At 24.0% G+C, this 25,386-nt stretch carries 22 protein-coding genes and 1 pseudogene; 15 read left to right on the top strand and 8 right to left on the bottom strand.

Going from position 1 to position 25,386, the window contains the following annotated elements; translation table 4 throughout:
- Positions 1-36: 36 nt before the first annotated feature.
- From AACK94_RS00345 to AACK94_RS00355, 3 genes are all read left to right on the top strand, one after another.
- On the top strand, positions 37-2,115 hold the full coding sequence (locus AACK94_RS00345; RefSeq protein WP_338975590.1) for a hypothetical protein: 2,079 nt from the start codon (positions 37-39) through the stop codon (positions 2,113-2,115).
- Between the two features lie 145 nt (positions 2,116-2,260).
- Entirely contained in the window at positions 2,261-3,502 is a 1,242-nt protein-coding gene (locus AACK94_RS00350; protein ID WP_338975553.1) for a hypothetical protein, read from the top strand.
- Entirely contained in the window at positions 3,453-5,468 is a 2,016-nt protein-coding gene (locus tag AACK94_RS00355) for a hypothetical protein (protein ID WP_338975552.1), read from the top strand. The genes AACK94_RS00350 and AACK94_RS00355 overlap by 50 nt, the downstream gene beginning before the upstream one ends.
- Positions 5,469-5,471: 3 nt before the next feature.
- Here AACK94_RS00355 and AACK94_RS00360 read toward each other — a convergent pair whose 3' ends face one another.
- Entirely contained in the window at positions 5,472-5,714 is a 243-nt protein-coding gene (locus tag AACK94_RS00360) for a hypothetical protein (RefSeq protein WP_281749131.1), read from the bottom strand.
- 244 nt (positions 5,715-5,958) lie between these two features.
- Entirely contained in the window at positions 5,959-7,665 is a 1,707-nt protein-coding gene (locus AACK94_RS00365) for a hypothetical protein (protein ID WP_338975551.1), read from the bottom strand.
- A gap of 72 nt (positions 7,666-7,737) precedes the next feature.
- Here AACK94_RS00365 and AACK94_RS00370 point away from each other — a divergent pair, with 72 nt between their 5' ends.
- From AACK94_RS00370 to AACK94_RS00385, 4 genes and pseudogenes are all read left to right on the top strand, one after another.
- Positions 7,738-8,898, top strand: coding sequence for an Mbov_0401 family ICE element transposase-like protein (locus AACK94_RS00370; RefSeq protein WP_338975594.1), 1,161 nt, complete (start codon positions 7,738-7,740; stop codon positions 8,896-8,898).
- A 312-nt stretch (positions 8,899-9,210) separates the two neighbouring features.
- Positions 9,211-11,271 (top strand): PTS transporter subunit EIIC, encoded by a 2,061-nt coding sequence (locus AACK94_RS00375; protein ID WP_338975753.1) that lies wholly within the window; start codon positions 9,211-9,213, stop codon positions 11,269-11,271.
- Positions 11,272-11,374: 103 nt separating this feature from the next.
- A complete protein-coding gene (locus AACK94_RS00380) occupies positions 11,375-11,752 on the top strand; it encodes a hypothetical protein (RefSeq protein WP_338975754.1) in 378 nt (125 codons plus the stop codon).
- Positions 11,753-11,774: 22 nt separating this feature from the next.
- Positions 11,775-12,889, top strand: a pseudogene (locus AACK94_RS00385) (IS3 family transposase).
- Positions 12,890-12,891: 2 nt separating this feature from the next.
- Here AACK94_RS00385 and AACK94_RS00390 read toward each other — a convergent pair.
- Positions 12,892-13,200: an IS3 family transposase gene (locus tag AACK94_RS00390; protein WP_338976298.1), complete on the bottom strand. Its 309-nt coding sequence runs from the start codon at positions 13,198-13,200 to the stop codon at positions 12,892-12,894.
- Between the two features lie 3 nt (positions 13,201-13,203).
- On the opposite strand from AACK94_RS00390, the gene AACK94_RS00395 reads away from it, so the two are divergent.
- From AACK94_RS00395 to AACK94_RS00410, 4 genes are all read left to right on the top strand, one after another.
- Positions 13,204-13,536, top strand: a complete 333-nt coding sequence (locus tag AACK94_RS00395) for a hypothetical protein (RefSeq protein ID WP_338975755.1) — start codon at positions 13,204-13,206, stop codon at positions 13,534-13,536.
- A 276-nt stretch (positions 13,537-13,812) separates the two neighbouring features.
- Positions 13,813-14,799 carry an IS1595 family transposase gene (locus AACK94_RS00400; protein WP_338975757.1) on the top strand — a complete coding sequence of 329 codons (987 nt, stop codon included), beginning with the start codon at positions 13,813-13,815 and terminating at the stop codon, positions 14,797-14,799.
- A 269-nt stretch (positions 14,800-15,068) separates the two neighbouring features.
- Complete coding sequence (locus AACK94_RS00405; protein ID WP_338975759.1) at positions 15,069-15,299, top strand: hypothetical protein; 231 nt, start codon at positions 15,069-15,071, stop codon at positions 15,297-15,299.
- An 84-nt stretch (positions 15,300-15,383) separates the two neighbouring features.
- Entirely contained in the window at positions 15,384-15,605 is a 222-nt protein-coding gene (locus tag AACK94_RS00410) for an HMG-box domain-containing protein (RefSeq protein ID WP_338975761.1), read from the top strand.
- 155 nt (positions 15,606-15,760) lie between these two features.
- On the opposite strand, the gene AACK94_RS00415 is transcribed toward AACK94_RS00410, so the two are convergent.
- From AACK94_RS00415 to AACK94_RS00425, 3 genes are all read right to left on the bottom strand, one after another.
- Positions 15,761-16,585, bottom strand: coding sequence for a hypothetical protein (locus tag AACK94_RS00415; RefSeq protein WP_338975762.1), 825 nt, complete (start codon positions 16,583-16,585; stop codon positions 15,761-15,763).
- A 370-nt stretch (positions 16,586-16,955) separates the two neighbouring features.
- The gene (locus AACK94_RS00420) at positions 16,956-17,171 is read right to left on the bottom strand and encodes a hypothetical protein (protein ID WP_338975763.1); all 216 of its coding nucleotides are present in this window, start codon (positions 17,169-17,171) and stop codon (positions 16,956-16,958) included.
- Between the two features lie 271 nt (positions 17,172-17,442).
- Positions 17,443-18,560, bottom strand: a protein-coding gene (locus AACK94_RS00425; protein ID WP_422397388.1) for an IS3 family transposase whose coding sequence is annotated in 2 segments (ribosomal slippage) — positions 17,443-18,290 and positions 18,290-18,560 — 1,119 coding nt in all. Because the reading frame shifts where the segments join, the coding sequence is not laid out codon by codon here.
- Between the two features lie 460 nt (positions 18,561-19,020).
- Between AACK94_RS00425 and secA the strand changes: the two genes are divergently transcribed.
- Positions 19,021-21,405 (top strand): preprotein translocase subunit SecA, encoded by a 2,385-nt coding sequence (secA, locus tag AACK94_RS00430; RefSeq protein ID WP_338974175.1) that lies wholly within the window; start codon positions 19,021-19,023, stop codon positions 21,403-21,405.
- Positions 21,406-21,462: 57 nt separating this feature from the next.
- On the opposite strand, the gene AACK94_RS00435 is transcribed toward secA, so the two are convergent.
- Together AACK94_RS00435 and AACK94_RS00440 are read right to left on the bottom strand one after the other, a co-directional pair.
- Positions 21,463-22,464, bottom strand: coding sequence for a hypothetical protein (locus tag AACK94_RS00435; protein ID WP_338975766.1), 1,002 nt, complete (start codon positions 22,462-22,464; stop codon positions 21,463-21,465).
- A gap of 82 nt (positions 22,465-22,546) precedes the next feature.
- On the bottom strand, positions 22,547-22,678 hold the full coding sequence (locus tag AACK94_RS00440; protein ID WP_338975767.1) for a hypothetical protein: 132 nt from the start codon (positions 22,676-22,678) through the stop codon (positions 22,547-22,549).
- Positions 22,679-23,369: 691 nt separating this feature from the next.
- On the opposite strand from AACK94_RS00440, the gene AACK94_RS00445 reads away from it, so the two are divergent.
- The 3 genes from AACK94_RS00445 (at position 23,370) to AACK94_RS00455 (ending at position 25,381) form a co-directional block, all read left to right on the top strand.
- Positions 23,370-24,191, top strand: coding sequence for a BspA family leucine-rich repeat surface protein (locus tag AACK94_RS00445; RefSeq protein ID WP_338975768.1), 822 nt, complete (start codon positions 23,370-23,372; stop codon positions 24,189-24,191).
- A gap of 159 nt (positions 24,192-24,350) precedes the next feature.
- Entirely contained in the window at positions 24,351-24,971 is a 621-nt protein-coding gene (locus AACK94_RS00450) for a ribonuclease H family protein (protein ID WP_281748496.1), read from the top strand.
- A gap of 23 nt (positions 24,972-24,994) precedes the next feature.
- Positions 24,995-25,381 carry a hypothetical protein gene (locus AACK94_RS00455; RefSeq protein ID WP_338974171.1) on the top strand — a complete coding sequence of 129 codons (387 nt, stop codon included), beginning with the start codon at positions 24,995-24,997 and terminating at the stop codon, positions 25,379-25,381.
- Positions 25,382-25,386 lie beyond the last annotated feature (5 nt).

Here is a 25,386-nt window from a genome sequence, read left to right on the forward strand (position 1 = left end):
CATTATAAACAAGCATTTTTTAAGGAATGATAAATTATGATTAATAAACTTTGAACTGATGTCAGTCTTGAAAATTATAATAACTGATATCCATTAACTGGAAAAATTACAGAAACTCCACAACAATATATACAAACATGATCAAATATTAATGATTGATTTATAACTTTTGCTATTCGCGCGCAAAATGATATTAATGCTTATCTTGATTTTATTTTATCTAAATTTCCTTTTGATAGTTTTAAAGATGAATTAATTAAAGAAACATTAAGAGATATGGTTTATGTTATGGTTGAACATTGAGTATTTAATCGTACACCAATTGAATTTAATGTTGATGCTACTATTCAATTTAATAATGGTAATCAATTTAGTGCAAATAGTACTCCTACAATTAATGTTTGAGATTTAGCACCTAGTAGAATGAAAATATGAGCAAGATTAACAGAATTAAAACAAATATTTTCAAGTTATAATAATGATGAAATAGATGTTGAAAAAATTGACTTAAAAGCATTTTATACTAGAAATCAAGTTGATGAATTAATTAAAGAACAAAAAGAATTTACATTATTAAAACAAATTAAATTATATGATGATTTAGTTGATGATAATGAAAATGAAATATATAGAGGTCCTATTAGTAAATTTGTTAATAAAGGTTATGTTGCAACTGGTTATGATAAAGAAACTGAAACAATGATTTTAGATTGACCAGATGAAATTGGAACATTACCACCAGAAGCATTACAAAATAATCCGCAAATTGGTGATTTTACTCATGCACCAACTTGTGATTTTTCTGCTAAACAACAAAAACGAATTACTACTAATGAAAATGAAATTACCAAATTAAATAGTGAATTAACTAAAACAAATGAAAACATTGATGATATCAAAAATAATTGATTTAATATTGAAACTAGTCCTTTATGAAAAAAAGTTGAAAATAATAATATAGAAATGTTGAAATGATATTTTATTAAAATCAGTTATCACTATTCAACAGAAAATAACTTTATGAAATTTTATAAAATAATTAAAATTTATTTAAATAATATTTTTCATGAATTTGAATTGTTAAATGTTGATTCCATGACTTATAAAGAACAAATACAAAATGAAAATATTTTAAATATTGGAACTATTTACTATGACAATAGAAATAAAAAATTTAGTGGTGGAGGTAATTCCTATCCTGAACGTGGAAAAATTAATTTAATTGGTGATATACAAGAAATATATCAATATCAAGGAATAGATACACCAACTGAATTTATAACAGAAGAAAGTACTGAACATGATTATTACACAAAACTAGAAACTAATAATTTATTAGATAAAAAGCAAAATATCAATGATGATGCTTTACAAAAAGTTTCTAAACAAATAGTTCCTGCAATTAATGAAATCAATAATAAAATTCCTAATTTATCTGATTATTATAAAAAAGAAGAAGTAGATAAAAAATTAGAAGATGTAAAATCACAATTTCCTATTGCATTTCAAATAAATGCTATTAGTGCAGAAATTCCTAATTTAGAAACTACTGATAAAACTATTGCCGGTGCTATTAATGAATTAAAAGAAAAAATAAAAGATAAAAAATTTTCAAATGATTATTTTAAATATAATACTGAAACAAATGAAATTGCATTAAATGATGAAGAAAATTCATTACTTTGTAAAGATTTATTAGAAAATAATGAATATAAATTATTAAAAACTCAAAATAAAAAATTATTACAAGCAATTAATGAAATATTAGAAAAACAACCACAACCCAGTCCAAGTGGTTCAAATTGAAAAGAAGTAGGTAAAGTCGTAGTAGATAAAAATAATATTACACATATAGAATATATATTTAAAGATAAAACACATTATAGAATATATTATAGTTTTGGTGATTATACTAGTAAAGAAAATAATAAAAATTATAGTTGACAAATAATTAATTTTTATTATCAATTAGATACAAATGTTTTAAAAAGTAGTTTATGAATATCAAATAATAATGTTAATGCGGATACTGAAATTAATATTTATAATAATAGAATAATGCGGGGTATGGGTAGAGATTATATTTTTAAAAAATTAGAAGAATTACAGGAATAATATTATGTTTTTTAAAATTATAAAAATTATTTTAGGTTTAATAGGAGTAATTTTATCATCAGCAACAGCAGGTTTAATTATATTTATTATTATAAAAATTGTATTAAAAATTAATCAAATATTTTAAAAAAAGGTGGTGAATATTATGTTAAGTCTATTTAAAAGAAAAGAAAAAAGTAATATTAGTGATAATCAAAATGAAAAAGTAAAATTTTTAACTAATAAAAATAAAAGTACTCATGCTTCAATTTTAAATTATTTTGGTTTTAATGATTTTAACCATGAAACTTATTTCACTGATTTTGTAGCAGAAAATAATGCTAATTTATATAATGCTCCATTAGATATTAATAATGAAACTATTAAACAATATTTAATTCAACAAGAATTTTACAGAAAAAATTGAAATTCAATTTTTAAATTAAGTAAATTAGGAATTAGTGCTTATTTAATTTATATTGCTAATGATGACTTATATTTTCAAGTAGTAGATATACAACAAAGAGTTTATGATATTACTGGTAAATTAATTGAATGTACTATTTTTTATGATAGTTATGAACAAAATGCACAAATGGTAAGATTATTTGAAGTTTATACATTAAATAATGAACAAATAACTATTAATCGTGCAATTTATAGTATTAGTGATAATAAAAAACAATTTCCATTAGATTTTAAATCATTCATTAATAACCCTAATTTAGCACAAGAACAAACACTAAATATTAACTATATACCAATAGCAATTATGAGAAATAAAGCAAATGAGCTAGCAGATTGTAATAAAGTAATGGATAAAATTAAAGCATTAGATGTTATTTATGAACAAATTGTTTTAGATACTATTTTAAACTCACCTAAATTTATATTTAGTCAAACTTATGGCAATGTTCAATCTTTAATAGAAGACGCAGTAAGAACATTAGTTACTAAAAATTACATATTTAAAAGCGGTGGAGATAATAATGAACAAAACGAAAATATCAATATGACAAATAGTAATTTTAAAGGTAAAAATTTAACTGATATATATGATTGAAATGTTAATGAAATATTTAAACGTTGTGGTATTCATATACCAAGTCAAAAGAAATCAGCACAACAATCAGTTCCCGAAAGTACAGCAGTAAATATTTCAACTATTAATTATATTGAACAAAAATTATGACAATTTAATATTGATATTCTTAAATTTATTCAAATATTAGTAAGTGTAGATAAAGATTTATTAAATAGTAAAACATTTAATATTAATGATGATCAAGAAATTAATAATTTAACAGTTAAATTAAAATTATTTAATCCCGAAAATAACCAATTAATAGGAGAGAACAATGGAAAACAACAACAAACCACAAACGAAATTTCCACAGAAACAAACTAAACTTAATCAAGCAGAAGTAGAAAATGATTATTTAATTGATAACATTCCTTATGACTTTACTAATATGATGCGTGCTACTAGTGACCCAGATATTAATAGAGCATATGATGAATTTAAAAAAAGAACGATATATATTTATGAAATTGAACGTTTATTTAAAAATAATGAAAATAATAGTTTAAAATTTTCAGCAAATACTATTAAAATAGGTTTTATTGATATTGATAAAGTATTAAAAACTACTGCTGTTGAAACATCTGATTTTACTATGCAATTAAATCAAAGAGCAAGTACTAATATTAATGATAATACAATTGAATATAGTATGACTGATATTAAAAATTTAATATTTCAAGAAATAAATTTATTAAATCAATTTAAGTTATGTGCAGTTAGTATAAATGAACCTTTAACTGAAAATAATATTGATAATTTATATATAATTAATAATTATTCACAACCTTATCAAAATCCAAAAACTAGAAGTACTAAAAGTATAACTATTATTAAAATTAAAGATTTTAAAACAAGAGATGGTTATCCAATCATTATTAAATTACAAAAACCATTAGATAAAGATACAAAAGTTACTGGTTTAAAAATTAAAGCCCCTAGAAGCATGATTTTTGGCAATATAAAGGTACTTGGTGAAGTTGACAATATGGAAGTATACCCAAAGTTATTTGTTAAAAATAAGATAGCATTTCCGCTGTTATCAATGCCTATTGAAACTCAACCAAAAGTTAGAATTTTACAACAATGATTTAGTGAGCAAATATTACCTTGAAATTTAGCAAAACAATTTATCGGACAAGAAAAATCAGTTTTAGATTTAATTAAAATTAGTAGTGGTTCTGTAACAAGAAGAGAAGTTATTAATAATGCAAGAATAACTCATGCTTGATTAGGATATGAGTTTAGTAATGTTTTAGGTGGTAAATGACCATTAAAAAGTCAAAAAGAATTAAAGGATAAAGAAGTTTGAGATTTTGTAGGTGAAAGTCAATTTTATAGTTATATTGCAACTAATAATAAATTTAATGATATTGAAATTGAAATTAAAGATGCACCAACTATTGATAGCTTACAACAATTATTATTAGATATGCTAAGTTATACCTATAATTATAATCGTAATTTTGATGGCGCAGATTATGATGATAAAAATGAAATAGCAAAATTACGTGATAAATTCTCAGGTCAAAAACCTGATGAAGTTATTACTAATTTATTTAGAAAATGAGAACTTGATTATCCAAATTACATAAATTTGCAACAAGTTAAAATATTTAAACAAGTATTTATTATGTTATCAAAGTATATTTATTCAACATTATCAATAAATAAAGGTCTAAATGATGATAATAAAATTTTATTACCTTATTATTTTGAATTAAAATCAAATCCTATACATTCTAATAAGGATAATAGTTGAAAATATAAAGATGTAAAAGTAATACTAAAATCTGAATATTTTGATTTTACAGATATGAATAATATTAAATTAAAAAATAATGATATTAGTCAAAATGAATTATTTAAACTTGATGATAATCAATTTAATTGATTATCTATTACAAATGAATTAGAAAGCAATAATATTCCGTCATTAATTCCAGCAGATTGAACATTAGGAAATGGCGAATATGGAAAATACTTTACAAGAGTAATTATTAGTAACAATAAAATTGAGAATGCTTTAAATTTATATGGTTCAAATAAATCTCAATTATTTTCTAAATTAGAATTTTATGAAGAGATATTACAAATTGATAATAAAAATGAATTTGAATTGCAAATTAAAAATCCAATTAATAATTTAAATCGGATTGAAATTAGTGGAATATTTGGTGCTGGTAATTATTATTTAATTTTAATAACTGACAAACAAGAAATAAACTTAACTAATATTAATTTATTTGACAAATATAATGAAAATATTTCTTATATTAATTTAGAAATTTAAATGTTATTTATTAAAATAACCATATGGATAATTGCCATCTCATGGTATATCTATTCTTTCAATAGTATCTCCACCATTATAAAATTTTGTTTTTTTAGGATTATCAGCAAAGTATATTTTAAATTCACTTTTTATAGAAACTGAAATACCATGAATGTCAGACATTCATATTTTCTGAACACCCATTATAGGTTTTTTATATGAATTTAAATAATATTTAAGTCCACTAAGATTATGGGTAAGCACCTCCCATGATTAATCCTATTGTTCCAGTTGTAGCACCAGTTAGTGCTAATGCTAATGTTATTTTACTTAAATTTGCTTTTATTCATGTTTTCATATTAAATTACTCCTTTTTTCCTTGATTTTACTTATAAACTGTACTATTTTTGATTATTTTTACAAGTACGTTTTTAAACGCAAAATAACGCCTAAATAAAAGGCGTTTATTTTGTGATACCTATACTATTAATGATATTGTAGTTGTTTATTATATGGCAAATGTGAAGATGCTTTTTTTCACAGTAGCATTATTTTTACCCCTAATTACATTTTTATATGGATACAATGCATAAAATAATCCATCATACGGGTCTTGATACATATTTTTATCAGGAATGTTAGTTTTGGTTTGGTCATAACGTAATTCTTCTAAACATTGAGTAGTCTTTGGTAAATCATCTTTATTTGCATAAAAGTTTCCATAACTCATAATGTTTCTCATTCAAACTACTCTATTAGTTAATCCTGCTTCTTGATTTAAATTTGAAGCATGTTTAATAGCAGTTTGTGTGATTAAAATAGTATTATGTTCATCTATTAATTTTTGATTTAATCAATCAATGGCAGTTCGTGCTTTATCATCATAAAAATAAATTGCTTGTTCAAAATTTTCAAAATTATCAATTAATCCTAAAATTTCATTAACATAAGCATTAATTTTTTCATTTTCATTTATAAAATCATTTGGAGTAACTACTAATTCACAAATAATATAAGCATCATAATAACCAGTATTATTATATTCTTTAAAACCCACTACTATAAATACAGTATGGTCTTTATGACCAGTTGCTCAATCCACACCAACTGAATAAAAATCAAATTTATACATATCTTTTTTTGAATTATAAAATTCTTTTAAATCATATGGTTGTCAGCACTTTACAGTTTTTTGAAATGGGAAAATTGTTGCATCACTATCTAAAAATTCAAAACCATAAAAAACAGTATTAAATTCATCAGGATTACTTTTTTTCATTTCTAATAATGTTCTTTTTTGAATATCTGGTAATTTATTTCAAAATGGTTGAATAGTAAATCTTAAAACAAATAAACCTAAACCACTAAACATATCTTGATTTTCATAATAAATTTTGCCATTTTTTTTAAGATTTTCCATCACTTTATCATTTAATGGTAAAAATGGCGTACAGTATTTTAAATAAAATGGATGATATTTATCATAAGGATTACATGTAAAAGTAATAAAGAAACTTTTATAAAAATAGCTAGTAATTTTTTTTCCAAAATTAGGACTATATATATTTTTATCAATAAACGTTCAACTTCATTCTTTAATAGGTTCTTTTGATACTTTAATACGATTACTTCTAAACATAGAGTTTTGTAAACGTTCATATCGATATGTTAATTGCTTTTCTGTTAGTGTTTCTTTTTCTTCTGCCATAATAATTTCATCTGTTCTTGAACCTAAAAAACTTGAACCACCGGCTTCTTTTCCAAAAATCTTATTACCATTAGCATAACCAATAAAGTCAATTTGTTGATTATTAGGAAAAATAATACATCCACCATCCTTAGTTATTTTTCATTTAATACCATGTGGATTATTAGGTAATAAATTAATATTATATGTATCTAATAAAACTTGACAAACATTCATTAAAGCACCAATTGTAGTTTCACTATGAGTATTTTCATATCTTCTTACTTCTTGAACACTACTATCACTAAAATTACAACATATAAATAAATCAAATGCTAAACAATTTCAAGTTTTTCTTGTTCCACGTGCTGTTGGTACAAAACGATAAAAACAATTGGTAGTAAAATATTCTGCTCATTCATCACCAACAAATTCTTTAAAAATATCCCAACTAAAACCATAATTATTATCACTAAAATTAAGATTATATTTTTTATTTAATTGTACATAACTAGTGATAAAAGCCATATTTACTCCTTATTTTTAAAAAAAATTAAACTTAAATTATTAACAAATAAAATTTTGAAAGGAACATTAAAAATGTTTATATTACCATTTGTAAATCATTTTGATTGAGACAAACACAATTTTAATCAAGATGAATTAAATTTACAACAAACAGAAGAATTATTTAAAAAAATAGATGATTATTTATGAAATGCATGTGATAAATCTGTATATAAGTCATATAGATTTAGAAAAAGAAAATTAAAAACAAAAAAAGGTTTATTAACTTATAAACGACGTATTTGTACATATTATAACCCAAAAACACAAAAAATGGAATTTCTTTCATTGTTAGATAATTATCTTGGTGTTAAAAAATATAGTAAACTTGCACCTAATGTTATTAAACAAATTTTGAAATATTTTGCAGATGGTAAAAAGTATCATGATGTTTGTGATACTTTTATTGAAGGTTTAATAAGTAATAGTACAGTTTGTAGAACATATAAAAAGTTTCAATTACCAAAAGCCAATATCCTCAAAATACCATTACAACCATATCAAAATTTATATGTAAATATTGATGATGGACATAGAAAATTTAAGTTTAATGAAAAACATAATACTAAAAATTGTAAAAAATGTTCAATGAGATTATTAGTATTTTGTACTGGTAAAAAGAAGAATGGAAAATTAATTAATAAAAGAGCTGTATGTAAAATTAGAGTATCAAAAACAGAAATTGGTGCTGAAAAAACTGCCAAATTAATTGAAAAATATGGTAATTTATTTTTTGAAAATTTTGACCAAGCAAATTTAATAGTTTGTGGAGATAGTGCAAAATGAATTAGAAAAACTGCTACAATTTTAAATGCTAAATTTATTTTAGATAAATTCCATGCTTTTCATGTTTTATTTCTTGGCATAATGGCTGGAAGAAGAAAAAATAAAATTGCTAAATTACACTATCAAAATGCAATAAATTTATTTTCCAAAGGTCAATATTATGAATTAATTGATTTTTTACAATCATTGACTTTACAATATAAAAAATTAAAAGTTGGTTATTTTGTTAATGCAAAAGATGGCGTATTAAATCAAGCATTAGTTGAAAATATTGGTTGCTTTACTGAAACTAATATTAAACAAATTTTAAAGCATATGATTGGTGATAGAACTTATAACATTGATATGTATACCAAAATGGTTAATTTTAAATGTTATCAAATAAATACAGCAATACAATTATTATAAATTAACCATTTCAATTTAAAGATAACTAAAAATAAAATAAAACTTATTAAAGTAAAATTTAATAAGAATTTTTGAGTTATAAAAGTAAGTATTATTGTTGACTAATATTTTACAAGTGTTAAGATTAACATACAATTGCATATTGATTCTCGTCTAATCTTATAATTTAAAGACAAATTTGAATATTATTGACAACATCGGTACGCTCCCTATTTATTTTATGGTTGTTTTTACTATTATATATATAATATTTTTATCTGTATAGAATAAAATTCTCATCTGTATAGAACAATATAGAATGGAGGTGAGAAAATGAGTAAATTTTTTCATAGTAAACAAACATCTCCTGAGGATAAGAAAAATCCTAGTTTTACTTTTAAAGGAACTTTCAATAAATTAGGTGGCAAAATGTTTGGTAAAATGCAAAACTTATCAAGAGCCATTGTTTTACCAATAGCTACATTACCAATAGCTGGTTTATTGTTAGGAATTGGTGGTGGAGTTGCTAGTGCTTTAAAGCAATTGCCTAATCATGATAGTCTTGTTGCTATTATTAATATTTTTTCAATTATGCAATCATCCGGAAACGTTGTTTTTGCTAATTTAGGATTGATTTTTGCTATTTCTATTGCTTTTGGTTTTGCAAAAGCTAGTAAAGGTGTAGCTGCTCTTTCTGGATTTATTACTTTTATTGTTATGACTTCAGTTATTAGTGGCATGTTTTTTTGAAATCCTAAAACAGGAATGTTGGGGTTTGATCCATGAGGTTTAGGTGAAGGTGCAAAGATTACTCCAGAAAGTGGTAAATCTTCTGGTTTATTTTCTTCTGTCTTAGGATTATTTCCTACGTTTGATACTTCAGTTTTAGGTGGCATTCTTGTTGGTTGATTAGTATCAATTGTTCATAATCATTCATACAATATTCGTATGCCAAGAGTATTAGCTTTTTTTGGTGGTGAACGTTTTGTGCCAATTTTAGCTGTTTTTGTTGGAATAGGAATGGGATTAGCTTTTTTCTTTATTTGACCAATGTTATTAATTGCTTTTAGAGAAATTGGTAATGGCTTAGCAGCTGGTATGAATACAGGTCAACTTACTGATGGACAGTTAACTGGTGATAATTTTCATCCGACAGTTGGTGGAGCATTTATTGCAATGTTTTTTGGAATTACTGAGCGTTTATTAATACCAACAGGATTGCATCACGTTCAATATGCGCCTTTCTGATATACTGGAATTGGTGGAAATTGAATTAATGAATCTGGTGATCATTTTGTTGGAGCGTACAATATTTTCTTTGGACAATTTGCTTCTAATGCAGTAGGACACATGAATCAAACACCGGGAACAATGTTTATGAGTGGGCGATTTGCATATATGCAATATGGCTATCCCTTTGCAGCACTTGCTATGTGAATGTTAGCACGACCAGAAAATAAAAAAATGGTTGGTGGTATTTTAGGATCTGCTGCTCTAACTTCTTTCTTAACAGGAGTTACAGAACCATTATTGTTTTCATTCTTATTTGTAGCACCATTATGTTTTGTTTTCCATGCATTTATGGCAGGAATTAGTTTTATGATGGCGTATTTATTAAATATAGTTGTTGGTCAAGGTTTTGCTGCTGGATTTATTGATTTTTCTTTCTTTGGAATATTACCAAGTATTCTTGGTAAAGAAACAGGATTCTATTGAGTATTTGTTACTGGATTAATTATGGCACCTGCTTATTTCTTTGGGTTCTATTACATTATTAAGTGAAGAAATTACAAAACTTTAGGTCGTGAAGAAGGAGAATTAGCAACCAACTTAGCTTTACAAAGTGTTGAAAGTTCTTTAGATAAGTCTTCAAAAAAAGGTAGAACAAAAGTAGAAAATTTATTACTTGGACTTGGTGGAGCATTAAATATCATTGATGTTAACGCTAAAGATAAAGTATTAGTTGCAACTTTAAAAGATGCAAATATTTATTCAAAAGCTTTATTAAGATTAAGTGGAACTAAAAATATTAAAGTAATTGCCAATAAAGTTGAAATTACCTATCTTGATGGTGCAGAGTCTATTCATAAAACTTTACAAGCAGAAATGACAAAGAAACAAACATTAACACCTGATACTAATAAAGATAAAAATAATGATATGTTAGAAAATATTTTTAAAGGTCTTGGTGGACGAAGTAATGTTAAATTATTAGACAATTGTGCTACAAGATTGCGTTTTACAGTTTTTGATGAAACTAAAATTGATGATAATATTTTAAAATCAACTGGTGCGGTTGGTATCTTTAAAAAAGGTACAGCTATTCAGGTAATTTATGGGCCACAAGTAGGTAATATTAAAAATGATTTATTAAAAACTTGAACTCCAAAATAAACTATTACTAAAATATAAAAATGAGCAACTTTTTGAGTTGTTCATTTTTTTAGTTTTAGTTACGGATAATGTTAAAATTATAATATAGGATGGAGGGAAAACTATGTTTTTTGATGATGAAGAAGAAAAGTTAGAAGAAGCTAGGTATGAAGAAATACAAACAAATATACAAAATTTAACATTAACAATTGATGTTAATATTGTTGTTAAAGATTTATTTAAATATATTAAATTAAAATGTACACAAAAAATTAGAATTATGGATATATTAGCATTGTTTTTATCAATATTTTCAATAATTCTTTCAATATTATTAACTGTTATTGATAAAACTGATCAAAAAATTAGTTTTGAACTTCGAAAATTATTGTATGCGGTAAATATATTTAAAGATTTAACAGTGGTAATGGTATTAGTAATTGCATTATGGATGGGTTACACTTTATTGGACACTAATTACATAGACAAGTGAACAAATTAGTTAAAAGAAAGGAATTATAATTATGGTCACTATTAACTCATATTCAGATGAATTTAAAAAACAAATAGTAGCTTTATATCAAAGTGGCAAATCAGTATCTTGCCTTGTTAAAGAATACAATGTTACAAGAGCAGCTACTTACAATTGAATTAAGCAATTTACTAATTCAGGTAGTTTTAAAACTAAAGATAATCTTTCAGATTTAGAAAAACAATTAATTCAAGCAAATAAATAATTAAAACAGTTACGAATGGAAATTGATATTTTAAAGCAAGCAGCACTAATAATAGGCAGAAAGTAGAGATTATTGCAAATAATAAATCTAAATATAAAATTCGCACAATGTGTCATTTTTTAAAACTCTCTAAATCAACATATTATTTTAATTTAAAGAAAAAAAATAAAATTCAAAATAATATTTATGAACAAACTGTTATTATTGCTTTTAAAGAAAATAAAGAAGTTTATGGTACTAGAAGATTAAAAGTCATACTAGCAAACCAAGAAATTTATTTATCACGCAGAAAAATTAAAGAAATTATGAATAAGCATAATTTAATATCAAAATACACTAAATTATCATTCAAAAATTATCATAATAAAGTCAATGATAGTCAAATAACCAATCTTGTTAATAGAAACTTTAATAATAGAATTAAAAATGAAGTTATTGTTAGTGATTTAACTTATGTTCAAGTTAATGGTAAATGAAACTATATTTGCCTATTAATCGACCTATTTAACCGCGAAATTATTGGACATAGTGTTGTTAAAAAAGATGCATCATTAGTATATCAAGCATTTATGCAATCAAATCACTGTTTAAAAGATATTGAAATATTTCATACTGATCGCGGTAATGAATTCAATAATAAAACTATTGATAAACTTTTATTAGCTTTCAACATAACTCGATCTTTAAGCAAAAAAGGATGTCCTTATGACAATGCTGTTGCTGAAGCAACTTTTAAAACTTTCAAAATTGAATTTATTAATGATAAAAATTTTACATCATTAATCCAATTAAAATTAGAATTATTTGATTACATCAATTGATATAACAACATAAGAATTCACAGTACTCTAAACTACCTAACTCCAATTAGTTATCAAAAACAAATGTCTACCAAAAAATAGTCCTAAAAAGGGTTGCCATTCCAATAGTTTCATTTATCATTAACTTGAACATAAGTTAAATCACTAACAATAACTTCATTTTTAATTCTATTATTAAAGTTTCTATTAACAAGATTGGTTATTTGACTATCATTGACTTTATTATGATAATTTTTGAATGATAATTTAGTGTATTTTGATATTAAATTATGCTTATTCATAATTTCTTTAATTTTTCTGCGTGATAAATAAATTTCTTGGTTTGCTAGTATGACTTTTAATCTTCTAGTACCATAAACTTCTTTATTTTCTTTAAAAGATAAGGAGATAATTTAATGAAAAATGCAAATAATTCTAATTTACTTTTTAATTATGATGCAGAAGGTACCAACCCCAGCATAGATATAATTAAAAATGTGGATGTTAAATCTAAAAATAAAGTTGAAAAATCAATTAAAAATAATATCGAAGTTCAAAGAGATATCAATGATTTTGCTGTTAAATTTCAAAAGAAACAAAAAATCAAAAAAGAATATAAAACCATTTATATAAAATCAGATTATGTAAAAAAAATCAAAAAATTAGCAAAAAATACTAATCGTAGTTTTGCAGAAGTTATTGAATTATTAGTTGAAGAATTTGAGAAAAATGAATTAATAATTTTATAATTTAAAAATTTCTTGAGTTGAGAAATTGAAATTGTGACTAAAGTAGTATTTGAACAAATCCTTATTATTGACGTCAAAAACAAGCTTATGAAGAACTTATTGCAAAAATTATATAAAAAAATTACCTAATCAGAAATAATTAGGCAGTTACGAGAGATATACTCCCTTGCACAATATTACTATCGTACTCACAATTAAGTTATAGCATATAAGTATTAGGAATGCAATAATATCACTAACTAAGGAATAAACAATTACATAGATTGGAATTATATTATGCAATCGAATAATTACAAATCATATAAAAAAGGAATGGGAATTCTTGTTTGTATTCCAGGAGATGAACATAATGGAATACAAAGTAAAAGGCCAGGAATTGTATTAAGTTCCCATCCTAATTATATAGCGGACTTCTCCCCACATGTACTTGTGGAGGTAATAATGAAACTGAATGAATTCAACAATGCTTTTCAAACTGAACAGCAATGTCTTGCATATATAGCAAATTTGAAAGAAAACAAATGTATTAGGTGTTTTAGTTTTAATTTGAATACTTCTGATTTAAAAAGAATGAGATGTTTAAAATGTAATCAAACATTTAGCATTCTCACAGGCACCATATTTTCAAGGTCACAAACATCTTTAACATCTTGGTTTTATCTTATCTTTAGATGAATAAACACCAAACATGGAATTCCATCAACAGATATTGCAAAAGAATTGCGAGTGACTTTGAAAACTGCTTGAAGAATGACTCATAAAATCAGAACACGTATTGCAAAACAAAAACCTCAATTTATTGTTGAAGGTACATTTCAAATTGATGAAATGTATCTTTCACATATGGGTTTTAAAAAACAAGGAAGATCCTTGGTGAATAAAACCTTGATTGTTGGCATTTATCAAAAAACAACCAATAATTTAATTGTGAAAGTATTGAAAAACGCAAAGAGTAAAAATCTTTTGCAGTTTGCAAAAAACCACATTTCTTCAAAATGTCTTGTATATACTGATTCTTGAAAAGGATATTGCGATTTTAAATCAGTTTTCACTAAGCATGAAACAGTTAACCATCAAGATGGCTATGTTTCAAAAATTGGTGTAAATACCAACCAAATTGAATCAGTTTGAAAACATATAAGAAGAACATTTAAAACACATATCAAAGTTGCAAAACATCATGTTCATTTATATGCTAAAGAAGCTGCATATAAATTCAACAAGATACCTAGTTTTGAAACTGTAATGCTATGTTTGATTTAAAAATGTGGGGAGAAGTCCGTAGATAGGCTTTTCTCAGCATTTATGTGATAAAATTAAAATAGTACATAAAGGGAGAAAAGCCTTATATAGTTATACAGTTATTATCAACTCAACCTAGTGATCATGATTTAGGAACACTAACCATAAATAACAAAATTTCTTATATAAGGCCAATTTACTTAAGAAATATTATAAAAAATCAAGTATTAGGGTTTTGATTTGACTATAATACTAGAAAACCTATTTATTTGAATAAATCAAGTAAATTAATGAAAATTATTGAAAGTAACCCTTATAAAGCAAATTCTATAACATTAAAATTAAAAGAATATTTAGAACTTAAAAATAGTATTATTAATCAAAGCCAAGTATTAAAAATAAGAAAACAAATGAATGAACTAACTAATTGAAATAAAGATTTACAACAAGAAATTCAACAACTTAAAAATGAGATTGATTTATTGAAAAATTCTAAATCAAAAACTTGTAATCGTGGATAGTTTTCTTTACTAAAAACCAATATGTGAAAAAATATTTTATAAATCATGTAAAATTATATTAAGAAAACTTAGGGGGATATTTATATGTCAAATAAAGTTAAAAGACCAATGAATGCTTATATGATTTTTAGTAAAGAAAAAAGATCAGAGATTATTCAACAAAAACCAGAACTTAAATCAAAAGTTGCAGAAGTTGCCAAACTTATTGGTAATCATTGAAAAGAAATGACAAGCGAAGAGAAATCTAAATATCAAAATTTAGCACTAGAAGATAAAAAAAGATATGAAAGTGAAATACAAAAATAACTATCTTAAATTCATTCTAAACAGCCCTAAATTAGGGCTGTTTATTTTTTTAATACTAAACCATATAAATTTTTAAATCGTTTGTATATGAGCAAATTTGGTGCCTTAAAATTAATTTTAAAGATATAAGAGATTGCTGTTGCAATCTCTTATTTTTACATTTGTGATGAACTTGGTTTATATCCACTTATTGAAGGTTGATTTTGTATATCTATCGAATTTATTCATTCTCCAATACCTTCATCATCAAAAGAATTTAGACTTATTTCTTCAAAATCATCTGTTTTTATATTTTCACTTTCTAAAAAAGATTTGTCTCTAGATACATCAAGATATAATGTTTTAACTATGTCTGACAATGTTTTTAAACGTTTTTCGAAAATAGTGTCTTCTATTTGTATTTTTAGTGATTTAATTTTAAATTCACCAAATCAATTTTCATATTGATTTAATTTAAGAATTCTATGGTTTTTATCTTGAAAATAATCATCTAATACTTTCTTTCATATTTTATTTTCTAGATTTCGTATTTCTCTATCTTCTTTTGATAAAAAAATTTCATTTTTATCACTATTTTTTAGTAATTCACATCTTTTTAATTCTAAATTTTTAATCTTTTCTAAATGTTCTTCTTTAATCAAATTTAATGTTTTGATTTTTTTCTTTTTTTCAGTCATTATATTTTCACATTGTTGCATTAACTTTTCATTTATTTTTTCAGTTGCTTTTTGATATTTTTTTGCAATTTTGTTTTTTGAATTTTCTTTTTTTCTAATTTTTTTTTCTAATTCTTCTAATATATTTAATATTTTTTCTTCTTCAAGAAATTCAAAATTATAATTTAAATTATAATTTTTATTATATAATTTCATATATTCTGAATTTTTTATTTCTTCTTTTTCGATTTTTTGTTTGAAAAGATTCATTCAATCATTTATTTCTTTTGAATTAACTAATTCTAATATTTTTTCTGTATTCATATATTTTTTCATACCTCTCCTCTTCTTATTTTTATTTCAATTTTATAAAAAAACCCATTTACTTTTAAAATAAAATAATGAGTTAAAAACTTATATTAAGTTTAATTAAATTATACAAAAAAAGTTAGCAAATAAAAATTTGGAACTAAAGTTTTAGGGGTTATTTGGAATTTTTGAATTTATGTTTATCTAAATTTTATATTCATTTGTTATAATTATTTTGTTCTATACAAAAATAAGAACAATTTAATTATAACAATTTTATTTTAAATTTTAACACTTATTTAATTTAAATATTTTCATTAAAATTATACAAATAAAATTGTTAAGCAAACTGCACAATTGTGCATTTTTGAAGTATTTAAAATATTTACATTTTTTGTGATTTACTACTAGAACTTTGACTTTTACTTGTTGAAGCTTCACTGTTTACTTTTGATTTATCTTTTTCAAATCCAAGAGCATTAGCAACTCTTTCTCGTCTTTCTTTCTCTTTACTTTCTCCTCAAGCTTTGTTTACTTCATCGGCTTTTTTATTATGAGCATCTTTTCTGTCTTGACTTCATTCATTACATGATCTTCACATATTTATATTCTCCTTTATTATTTTTGAATATTTTTTTTACCTTTAAAATATTAACACAAAAAGTATATATTTTTAAAACAAAAAATGTGTAAAAAATAATAAAGAATAGTGATTTGAAATAAAATAAACTATAACATGAAATTTGAATGATATATTGTACTTGTTTTAGGATGTGCTTCTTGTTGGTTTACTGTATTTCGTATAGATGAATCAAAATTATTGACATTTACTGGTTCAATATTTGAACTTGGAATGGCAGCCCTTTTTAGGACTATTTTTTGGTAGACATTTGTTTTTGATAACTAACTGGAGTTAGGTAGTTTAGAGTACTGTGAATTCTTATGTTGTTATATCAATTGATGTAATCAAATAATTCTAATTTTAATTGGATTAATGATGTAAAATTTTTATCATTAATAAATTCAATTTTGAAAGTTTTAAAAGTTGCTTCAGCAACAGCATTGTCATAAGGACATCCTTTTTTGCTTAAAGATCGAGTTATGTTGAAAGCTAATAAAAGTTTATCAATAGTTTTATTATTGAATTCATTACCGCGATCAGTATGAAATATTTCAATATCTTTTAAACAGTGATTTGATTGCATAAATGCTTGATATACTAATGATGCATCTTTTTTAACTCCAACACTATGTCCAATAATTTCGCGGTTAAATAGGTCGATTAATAGGCAAATATAGTTTCATTTACCATTAACTTGAACATAAGTTAAATCACTAACAATAACTTCATTTTTAATTCTATTATTAAAGTTTCTATTAACAAGATTGGTTATTTGACTATCATTGACTTTATTATGATAATTTTTGAATGATAATTTAGTGTATTTTGATATTAAATTATGCTTATTCATAATTTCTTTAATTTTTCTGCGTGATAAATAAATTTCTTGGTTTGCTAGTATGACTTTTAATCTTCTAGTACCATAAACTTCTTTATTTTCTTTAAAAGCAATAATAACAGTTTGTTCATAAATATTATTTTGAATTTTATTTTTTTTCTTTAAATTAAAATAATATGTTGATTTAGAGAGTTTTAAAAAATGACACATTGTGCGAATTTTATATTTAGATTTATTATTTGCAATAATCTCTACTTTCTGCCTATTATTAGTGCTGCTTGCTTTAAAATATCAATTTCCATTCGTAACTGTTTTAATTCTTTATTTGCTTGAATTAATTGTTTTTCTAAATCTGAAAGATTATCTTTAGTTTTAAAACTACCTGAATTAGTAAATTGCTTAATTCAATTGTAAGTAGCTGCTCTTGTAACATTGTATTCTTTAACAAGGCAAGATACTGATTTGCCACTTTGATATAAAGCTACTATTTGTTTTTTAAATTCATCTGAATATGAGTTAATAGTGACCATAATTATAATTCCTTTCTTTTAACTAATTTGTTCACTTGTCTATGTAATTAGTGTCCAATAAAGTGTAACCCATCCAATTTTTAAAAAAAATAAAAATCAACTTACAAAAAAAAGTAAATTAAAAAAAGAAGAAGACAACTTTAATGAAAATAGTTTAAATAAAATGTTAGAATCTAAAATTAATTTTATTGAACTTACAAAATCAGAAATTAACTAGGAATCTTTTAATAAAAGTAATATTAAATCATATAATAATCAAGTTTTTTATAGTAATTAAAATAATTATAGTAAATTATTTTTTCTAACTTCGAAGAGAAAGAAAAAAATATAATATAAATACAATTTTTTTTTGGGTACTAAGTTTTCTAAGTTTTTTTATGTTAAAATAATAAAGATTTTATTACCTTACAAGTAATAATAAGTATAAGTAATAATAAAGAAAAAAATGGTGATTTACTTTATGTGAGATCGTAAAATTTTACGAAAAATTAATAAACAAGTTAAGGAAATAATTAGCCTTGATGAAACAATGAGAAAAATTAAAGATGAAGAATTAGCAAATAAAACAGTTGAATTCAGAACCAGATTGGCAGAAGGTGAGACTTTAGATGATATTTTAGTTGAAGCTTTTGCGACAATTAGAGAAGCAGCACGAAGAATTAGTGGATTACATCCATATCCTGTTCAATTAATTGGTGGTATTGTTCTTCATAATGGCGATGTTGCTGAAATGCGAACTGGTGAAGGAAAAACTTTAACTGCTGTGATGCCAATTTATTTAAATGCTTTAAGTAGTAAAGGTGTTCATGTTATTACTGTTAATGAATATTTAGCAGCAAGAGATGCCGAATTAAATCGACCAATTTTAGAATTTTTGGGAATTACTATTGGCGTTAGTCTTCGTGATCATTCTACTAATCAAAAACGTGAAGCGTATTTAAAAGATGTTACATATACAACTAATTCAGAATTAGGCTTTGATTATTTGCGTGATAATATGGTTAAGGTTTATCCAGAAAAAGTTCAACGTCAGCTTAATTATGCTATCATTGATGAGGCGGACTCTGTTTTAATTGATGAATCAAGAACACCTTTAATTATTTCTGGTGGTTCAAAAAATCGTACTCCTTTATATCAAGCATCAGATGTTTTTGCAAAAACTTTAATACCTGAAGATTATAAAATTGATTGAGAATCACGTCAAATTGCATTAACAGTAACGGGTGTTAATAAAGCCCAAAAACAGTTTAATTTAAAAAATTTATTTGATATTGATAACTCGGAATTATTTCATCATATTCAAAATGCACTTCGTGCTAATCATGTTTTCAAATTAGATGTAGAGTATGTTGTTAAAGATGGTGAAATTGTGCTAGTTGATCAGTTTACTGGTAGATTAATGCCTGGTAGAGTATATAGTGATGGACTTCATCAAGCTTTACAAGCTAAAGAAAATGTTACAATTCAACAAGAAACAACAACAGTAGCTACTATTACTTATCAAAACTTTTTCCGTTTATATAATAAACTAAGTGGTATGACAGGAACTGCTAAAACCGAAGAAGAAGAGTTTGTAAAAATTTATAATATGAGAGTAATTAAGATTCCTACTAATAAACCAATTATTCGAGAAGATAAACCCGATCATGTTTTTGCTTCATTAAATGCTAAATTTAAATCTTTAATTGCAGAAGTTAAAGAACGACATACTAAAGGACAACCAATTTTGATTGGTACTGCTAATGTTGATGTATCAGAACGAATTGCTAATATGTTAACTTTGGAAGGAATTAAGCATGAGATTTTAAATGCTAAAAATCATGCTCGTGAAGCTGATATTATTGCTAGAGCTGGTGAAAAAGGATCAATTACTTTAGCAACCAATATGGCAGGACGTGGAACAGATATTAAACTTGGTAAGGGTGTTATTGAACTTGGTGGCCTTGCTGTATTAGGTACTGAAAGAAACGAAGCACGAAGAATTGATAATCAATTACGTGGAAGAGCCGGAAGACAAGGTGATCCTGGATTTTCACGATTTTATGTTTCAATTGAAGATGATTTGATGTTACGTTTTGGTGGTGAAAAATTAAAAAAAGCTTTTGCAAGTTTAGGTGAAGACTATATTAGATCAAAAATGTTAACTAGATCAATTACTAGAGCACAACAAAAAATTGAAGGTATGAATTTTGATGCACGAAAAAACTTATTAGATTATGATAATGTTATTGCTCAGCATCGTGAAGCCACATATCATCAACGTGATAATATTTTACTTGCTGATGATTTATTAGATTTAATCAAAAATATGCACAGAACAGTAGCACGTGATTTACTAAATATTTTTAATAAAGTTGTTGGTAGAGAACAGTTTATTGATTATGATGAATTAGTTAAAGGTATTGAAAATAAATTAATTAAACCTAATGATTTAATTGCAGAAAAGTTAAATCGATTAAGTATTGAAGAAAATATTGATTTAATTGTTGAAAAATCTTATAATTTTTATCTTGAAAAAAGAGAAAAATTAAATGATGTTATTATAAAACAAATTGAAAATAGTGTTATTTTACAAACTTTTGATCAATATTGAACTAATCACATTGATGCTTTAAGCAAACTGCGTGCAGGAATCCATTTGCGTGGTTATGCGCAGTTAAATCCCTTACAAGCTTATATTGAGGAAGCTTCAAAATTATTTAATCGTATGAAAATCAATGTTGCTCATCAAGTTATTATTATGTTACATAGTATTGATCCAGAACAACATCAGGTTCGTGGTGGTCAAGATGTATTGGATACAGTATTAGCAAGTAATGTTGAAACTAAAACTAAAATTGGATAATTAATCTTTATTTAAAAAACTAAGTATTAAAATACTTAGTTTTTTAAATATGTTTTTTTATTCTATTTGATTTTTTTCTTTATGTTTTCATGACTTCTTTTTAAATATGTTTTTATTTTTTTTACTGTCATAAGTGACTGAAGTTGTTCAATGGGGGAAATTATTACCTTTAGTAACAGCATTATTATTATTCATGGGTACTAAATTTTTAATATAATTAGTTCCATCTGCTGTGGTGGGACGTTCATAAATAATAGTTCAATTTAAACTTTCAATTGGATCATTAAGCTTCGGTTGTGCAATAAAATTATGTCAAAACATTAAGGCACCCGCATAATCTCGACGGTATAATTGTGGATTAAAATTATTGATAATTTCTCCTTTATTTCATACTTCTTCAATTTGTTGTGGCGTTCATATTGCTTGTTCATTATTATTATTATTTGTTGAAGAAGTTATGTTTTGATTAATTTCATTTTGTGAATATAGTGCTTTTGCTTCTAGTGACATATATTTCTTTTTTCTACTTTTTTTAATAAAGCATATACAAGAAATTATTAAAACTATAAAATAAAAAAATTCTAATCCTCATGGAATAATGAAAAATAGTTTTTTACGAATAGTTATCACAGAAGCAAATTTATAAAAAGCAGCATATCCACCAAAGGAAAAAAATAAAATTGATCCAATAATAAAAAATAATGATATTCATAACATAATTCTAGTTAATATTAGAGAAATAAAGTCATTATTTTTTAAAAAGATAAAAGGAAAAGCAACAATACCTAAAATTATGAAGCCAAAGGCCAATACTGCAATTGTCAGAGTTGGAAAAGTTAAATTGAATTTAAAAAATTTCTTAGTGATTAAATTATCAATAAGGATTAATAAATCAGTAGTTTCTCTTTTAAAGAAAATAATTCATAAAACTCAACTAATTATTAAAGTTATACTTGTTAATCATGAAAAAATTATAATAAGTCAATTATTATAATAGTTAATACTTTTCTTTGTTGAATAATTATCATCAACAGTTTCTTTAAATATCTTTTTTTTCATTTTTAAAAACCTTATAATATTTTATTGTTAATCAGTTCTATTAATTTTTCTTTTTTCATAATATCTCTCCAAAACTAACTTATTATTTTTGTGTATATTTTGTTACTGTATTATTGAATGCTTGTTGATAACATTTACCACTGCAATATAAAGAGTCAAATGTATATTCTTTCTCACATGATGAAATATAGCATTTAGTTGTAATAATTGGCATAATCTAATTAACCCCCTTTAAATTTATATTATATATTTTACATGATTTCTGTTTTATCATTTTATTAATTATTTTTTTATATTTTAAGTGTTTTATATATTAAAATTTATATTATTTTAAATAGTGCAATAGATTTAGTTAATAAGTTATTAGTATACAATTTTATGAAAAAAGTGTTAAAAAATAATTAAAAGTATGTAAAATATATTTATCTTCTTAAACTTAAGAAGTTATTGGTAAAAATTGAGGAGGATTAATTTATGAAAAAATATTTATCATTATTAATTGCAATATCATTAGTGCCGGTATTTTATTTTATTTATTAATTTAATAATAAAAAATAGTTTCAATTTAAAAATAGTTTAGTTATCGGTGAACATTTTGCAAGTACATTGATAACTTTTTATTTAATTTAAATTTAAAGATAATTGTAATGCTTTGTTTTTTATAATTTATTGTTTATTTATTTTTTTAAAAAATACTAAAATATATTTATCTTCTTAAACTTTAAGAAGTTATTGGAGAAAACTTGGAGGGTGATTAATTATGAAATCATTATTAACAATTAAGTATTTTAGCAATTACAGGTAATTTAACTAATGTTATCTTAAATACAAGTTCACAAAAAATTCAACTTTTAGATAATAAAATTCAGCAAGATACAATTTACATTGACAAAGATGGAAAACAAGTGAAAACGAGTGAAGTAGATTTATCAAATATAAATAGCAAAGAGGTTATTCAAATTGGATTTTTTCAAAATCGAGAAGGAATAATTCAAGTTGTTAAAATGCCAGTAACAATAGAAAAAGTATCTGATCAATTACCATCAGAAATTAGATCTTTGAAAAATATGTTTATGGATGCAAGAGAATTTAATCAAGATATTTCAAAATGAAATACATCAAATGTGGTAGATATGAGTTATATGTTTAGTAATGCTTCATCATTTAATCAAAATCTATCAAGTTGAAATATTGCACACGTAACAAATATGAGTTCGATGTTTGCTGGAGCAAAAAAATTTAATCAAGATATTTCAAACTGAGATGTAGTTAATGTAACAACTATGCATGCAATGTTTTATGGTGCTTTATCATTTAATCAAAATTTATCTTGAAATATAATTAATGTGAGAGATATGAGTTCAATGTTTTATGGTGCTTCGTTATTTAATGGTAATATTACAAATTTACTCTATGATAATAATGTAACAAATATGAATAATATGTTTCGAAATTGTTTATCATTTAATCAAGATATTTCAAAATGAATTGTAAATGATGTTACAAGCATGCGTTGTATGTTTGCTGGAGCAGTAGCATTTAATCAAGATATTTCAAAGTGAGATACTTCAAAAGTGGTGGATATGGGTTATATGTTTTATAAAGCTTCGTTATTTAATCAAGACTTATCAAAATGAAATGTAAATGAAGTATTATGACATGGATGATTTGCTAAAAATTCAGGATTTGAAAACGATCCTAACAAATGACCCAAATTTAAAAATTAAAATTTTAAAATAATAAATATTTTTTTGTGTCATTTTATTTAATTAGTAAAGTCACTTGCTAATTAGCATCAGCAATATTTTTGCTTTAATTTGTCATTTTAATTAGATAAAATTTAATATTATTGTAAAATTAAAATAAACAATAGAGGAGTCATAATTATGGCAAGTAAATTTTATGCAGTAAAAAAAGGTAGAGTCATTGGAATATTTGAAAACTGGAATGAATGTGAAATACAAATTAGAGGTTTTGCTGGTGCTCAGTATAAAAAATTTGCAACTAAAAAAGAAGCTCAAGATTATTTAGATGATAAAATTCAAATAAAATCTGAAAATCACTATAAATATGAAGTAATAGCATATACTGATGGTAGTTTTAAAGAAGAAATTAATCAATTTTCTTATGGACTTGTTTTCTTAAATAATGACAAAAAAGATATATTTTATGAAAAATTTGATGATGAAAATTGAGCAAAATTAAGAAATGTTGCTGGAGAAATAATGGGTGCACAAAAGGCAATGCAGTTAGCTTTGGAAAATAATATAAAATCAATTTTAATTTGTCATGATTATGTTGGAATTAGTAAATGATGTACTGGTGAATGAAAAACTACTAAAGTAGAAACAAAGGCATATAAAGCATTTTATGATAAAATAGCAAAAGATGTTAATATTTATTTTAAATGAGTTAAAGGTCATAGTGGTGATATATATAATGATGAAGCAGATGCTCTTGCTTGAAAAGCATTTAATTTAAAAAAAATATCTAAACCAATAATTTAAATATTAAAAAGGTGGTAAATAACATGATTAATAAAAAAATAATATTAGCAAGTTGTTTAGGGAATATTATTGGAGGTAGTTTGTTTGCTCTTTCTGATTTATATCAAAAAAGAGAACAAAATATTTTTGAATTTGATATTACTTCAGCTGTAACAGTGTTTTCAGGGTGTTTTGCTGGTGCTCTTTTTGGTTTTATTTCAGGTCTTTTTTGTTGTTTAAATGATGGAGAAGATAATGGTGATTATAGAGAATTTTTTGAAAGTCAACAAATCATTGATAACACTCATTCTTTTCAATCTTCAAACGAATTTGCGCCTTTATTGCAAGAATATATTCTTGAAATTAATGATGAACAATTCATTCCTAATAATAATGCAGATCTTGTTTTTAATCCTCGTTTAGTTTATTAAATATA

The organism is Spiroplasma endosymbiont of Monopis laevigella (genome assembly GCF_964019975.1).
GTDB classification, from domain to species: domain Bacteria; phylum Bacillota_I; class Bacilli_A; order Mycoplasmatales; family VBWQ01; genus Spiroplasma_E; species Spiroplasma_E ixodetis_A.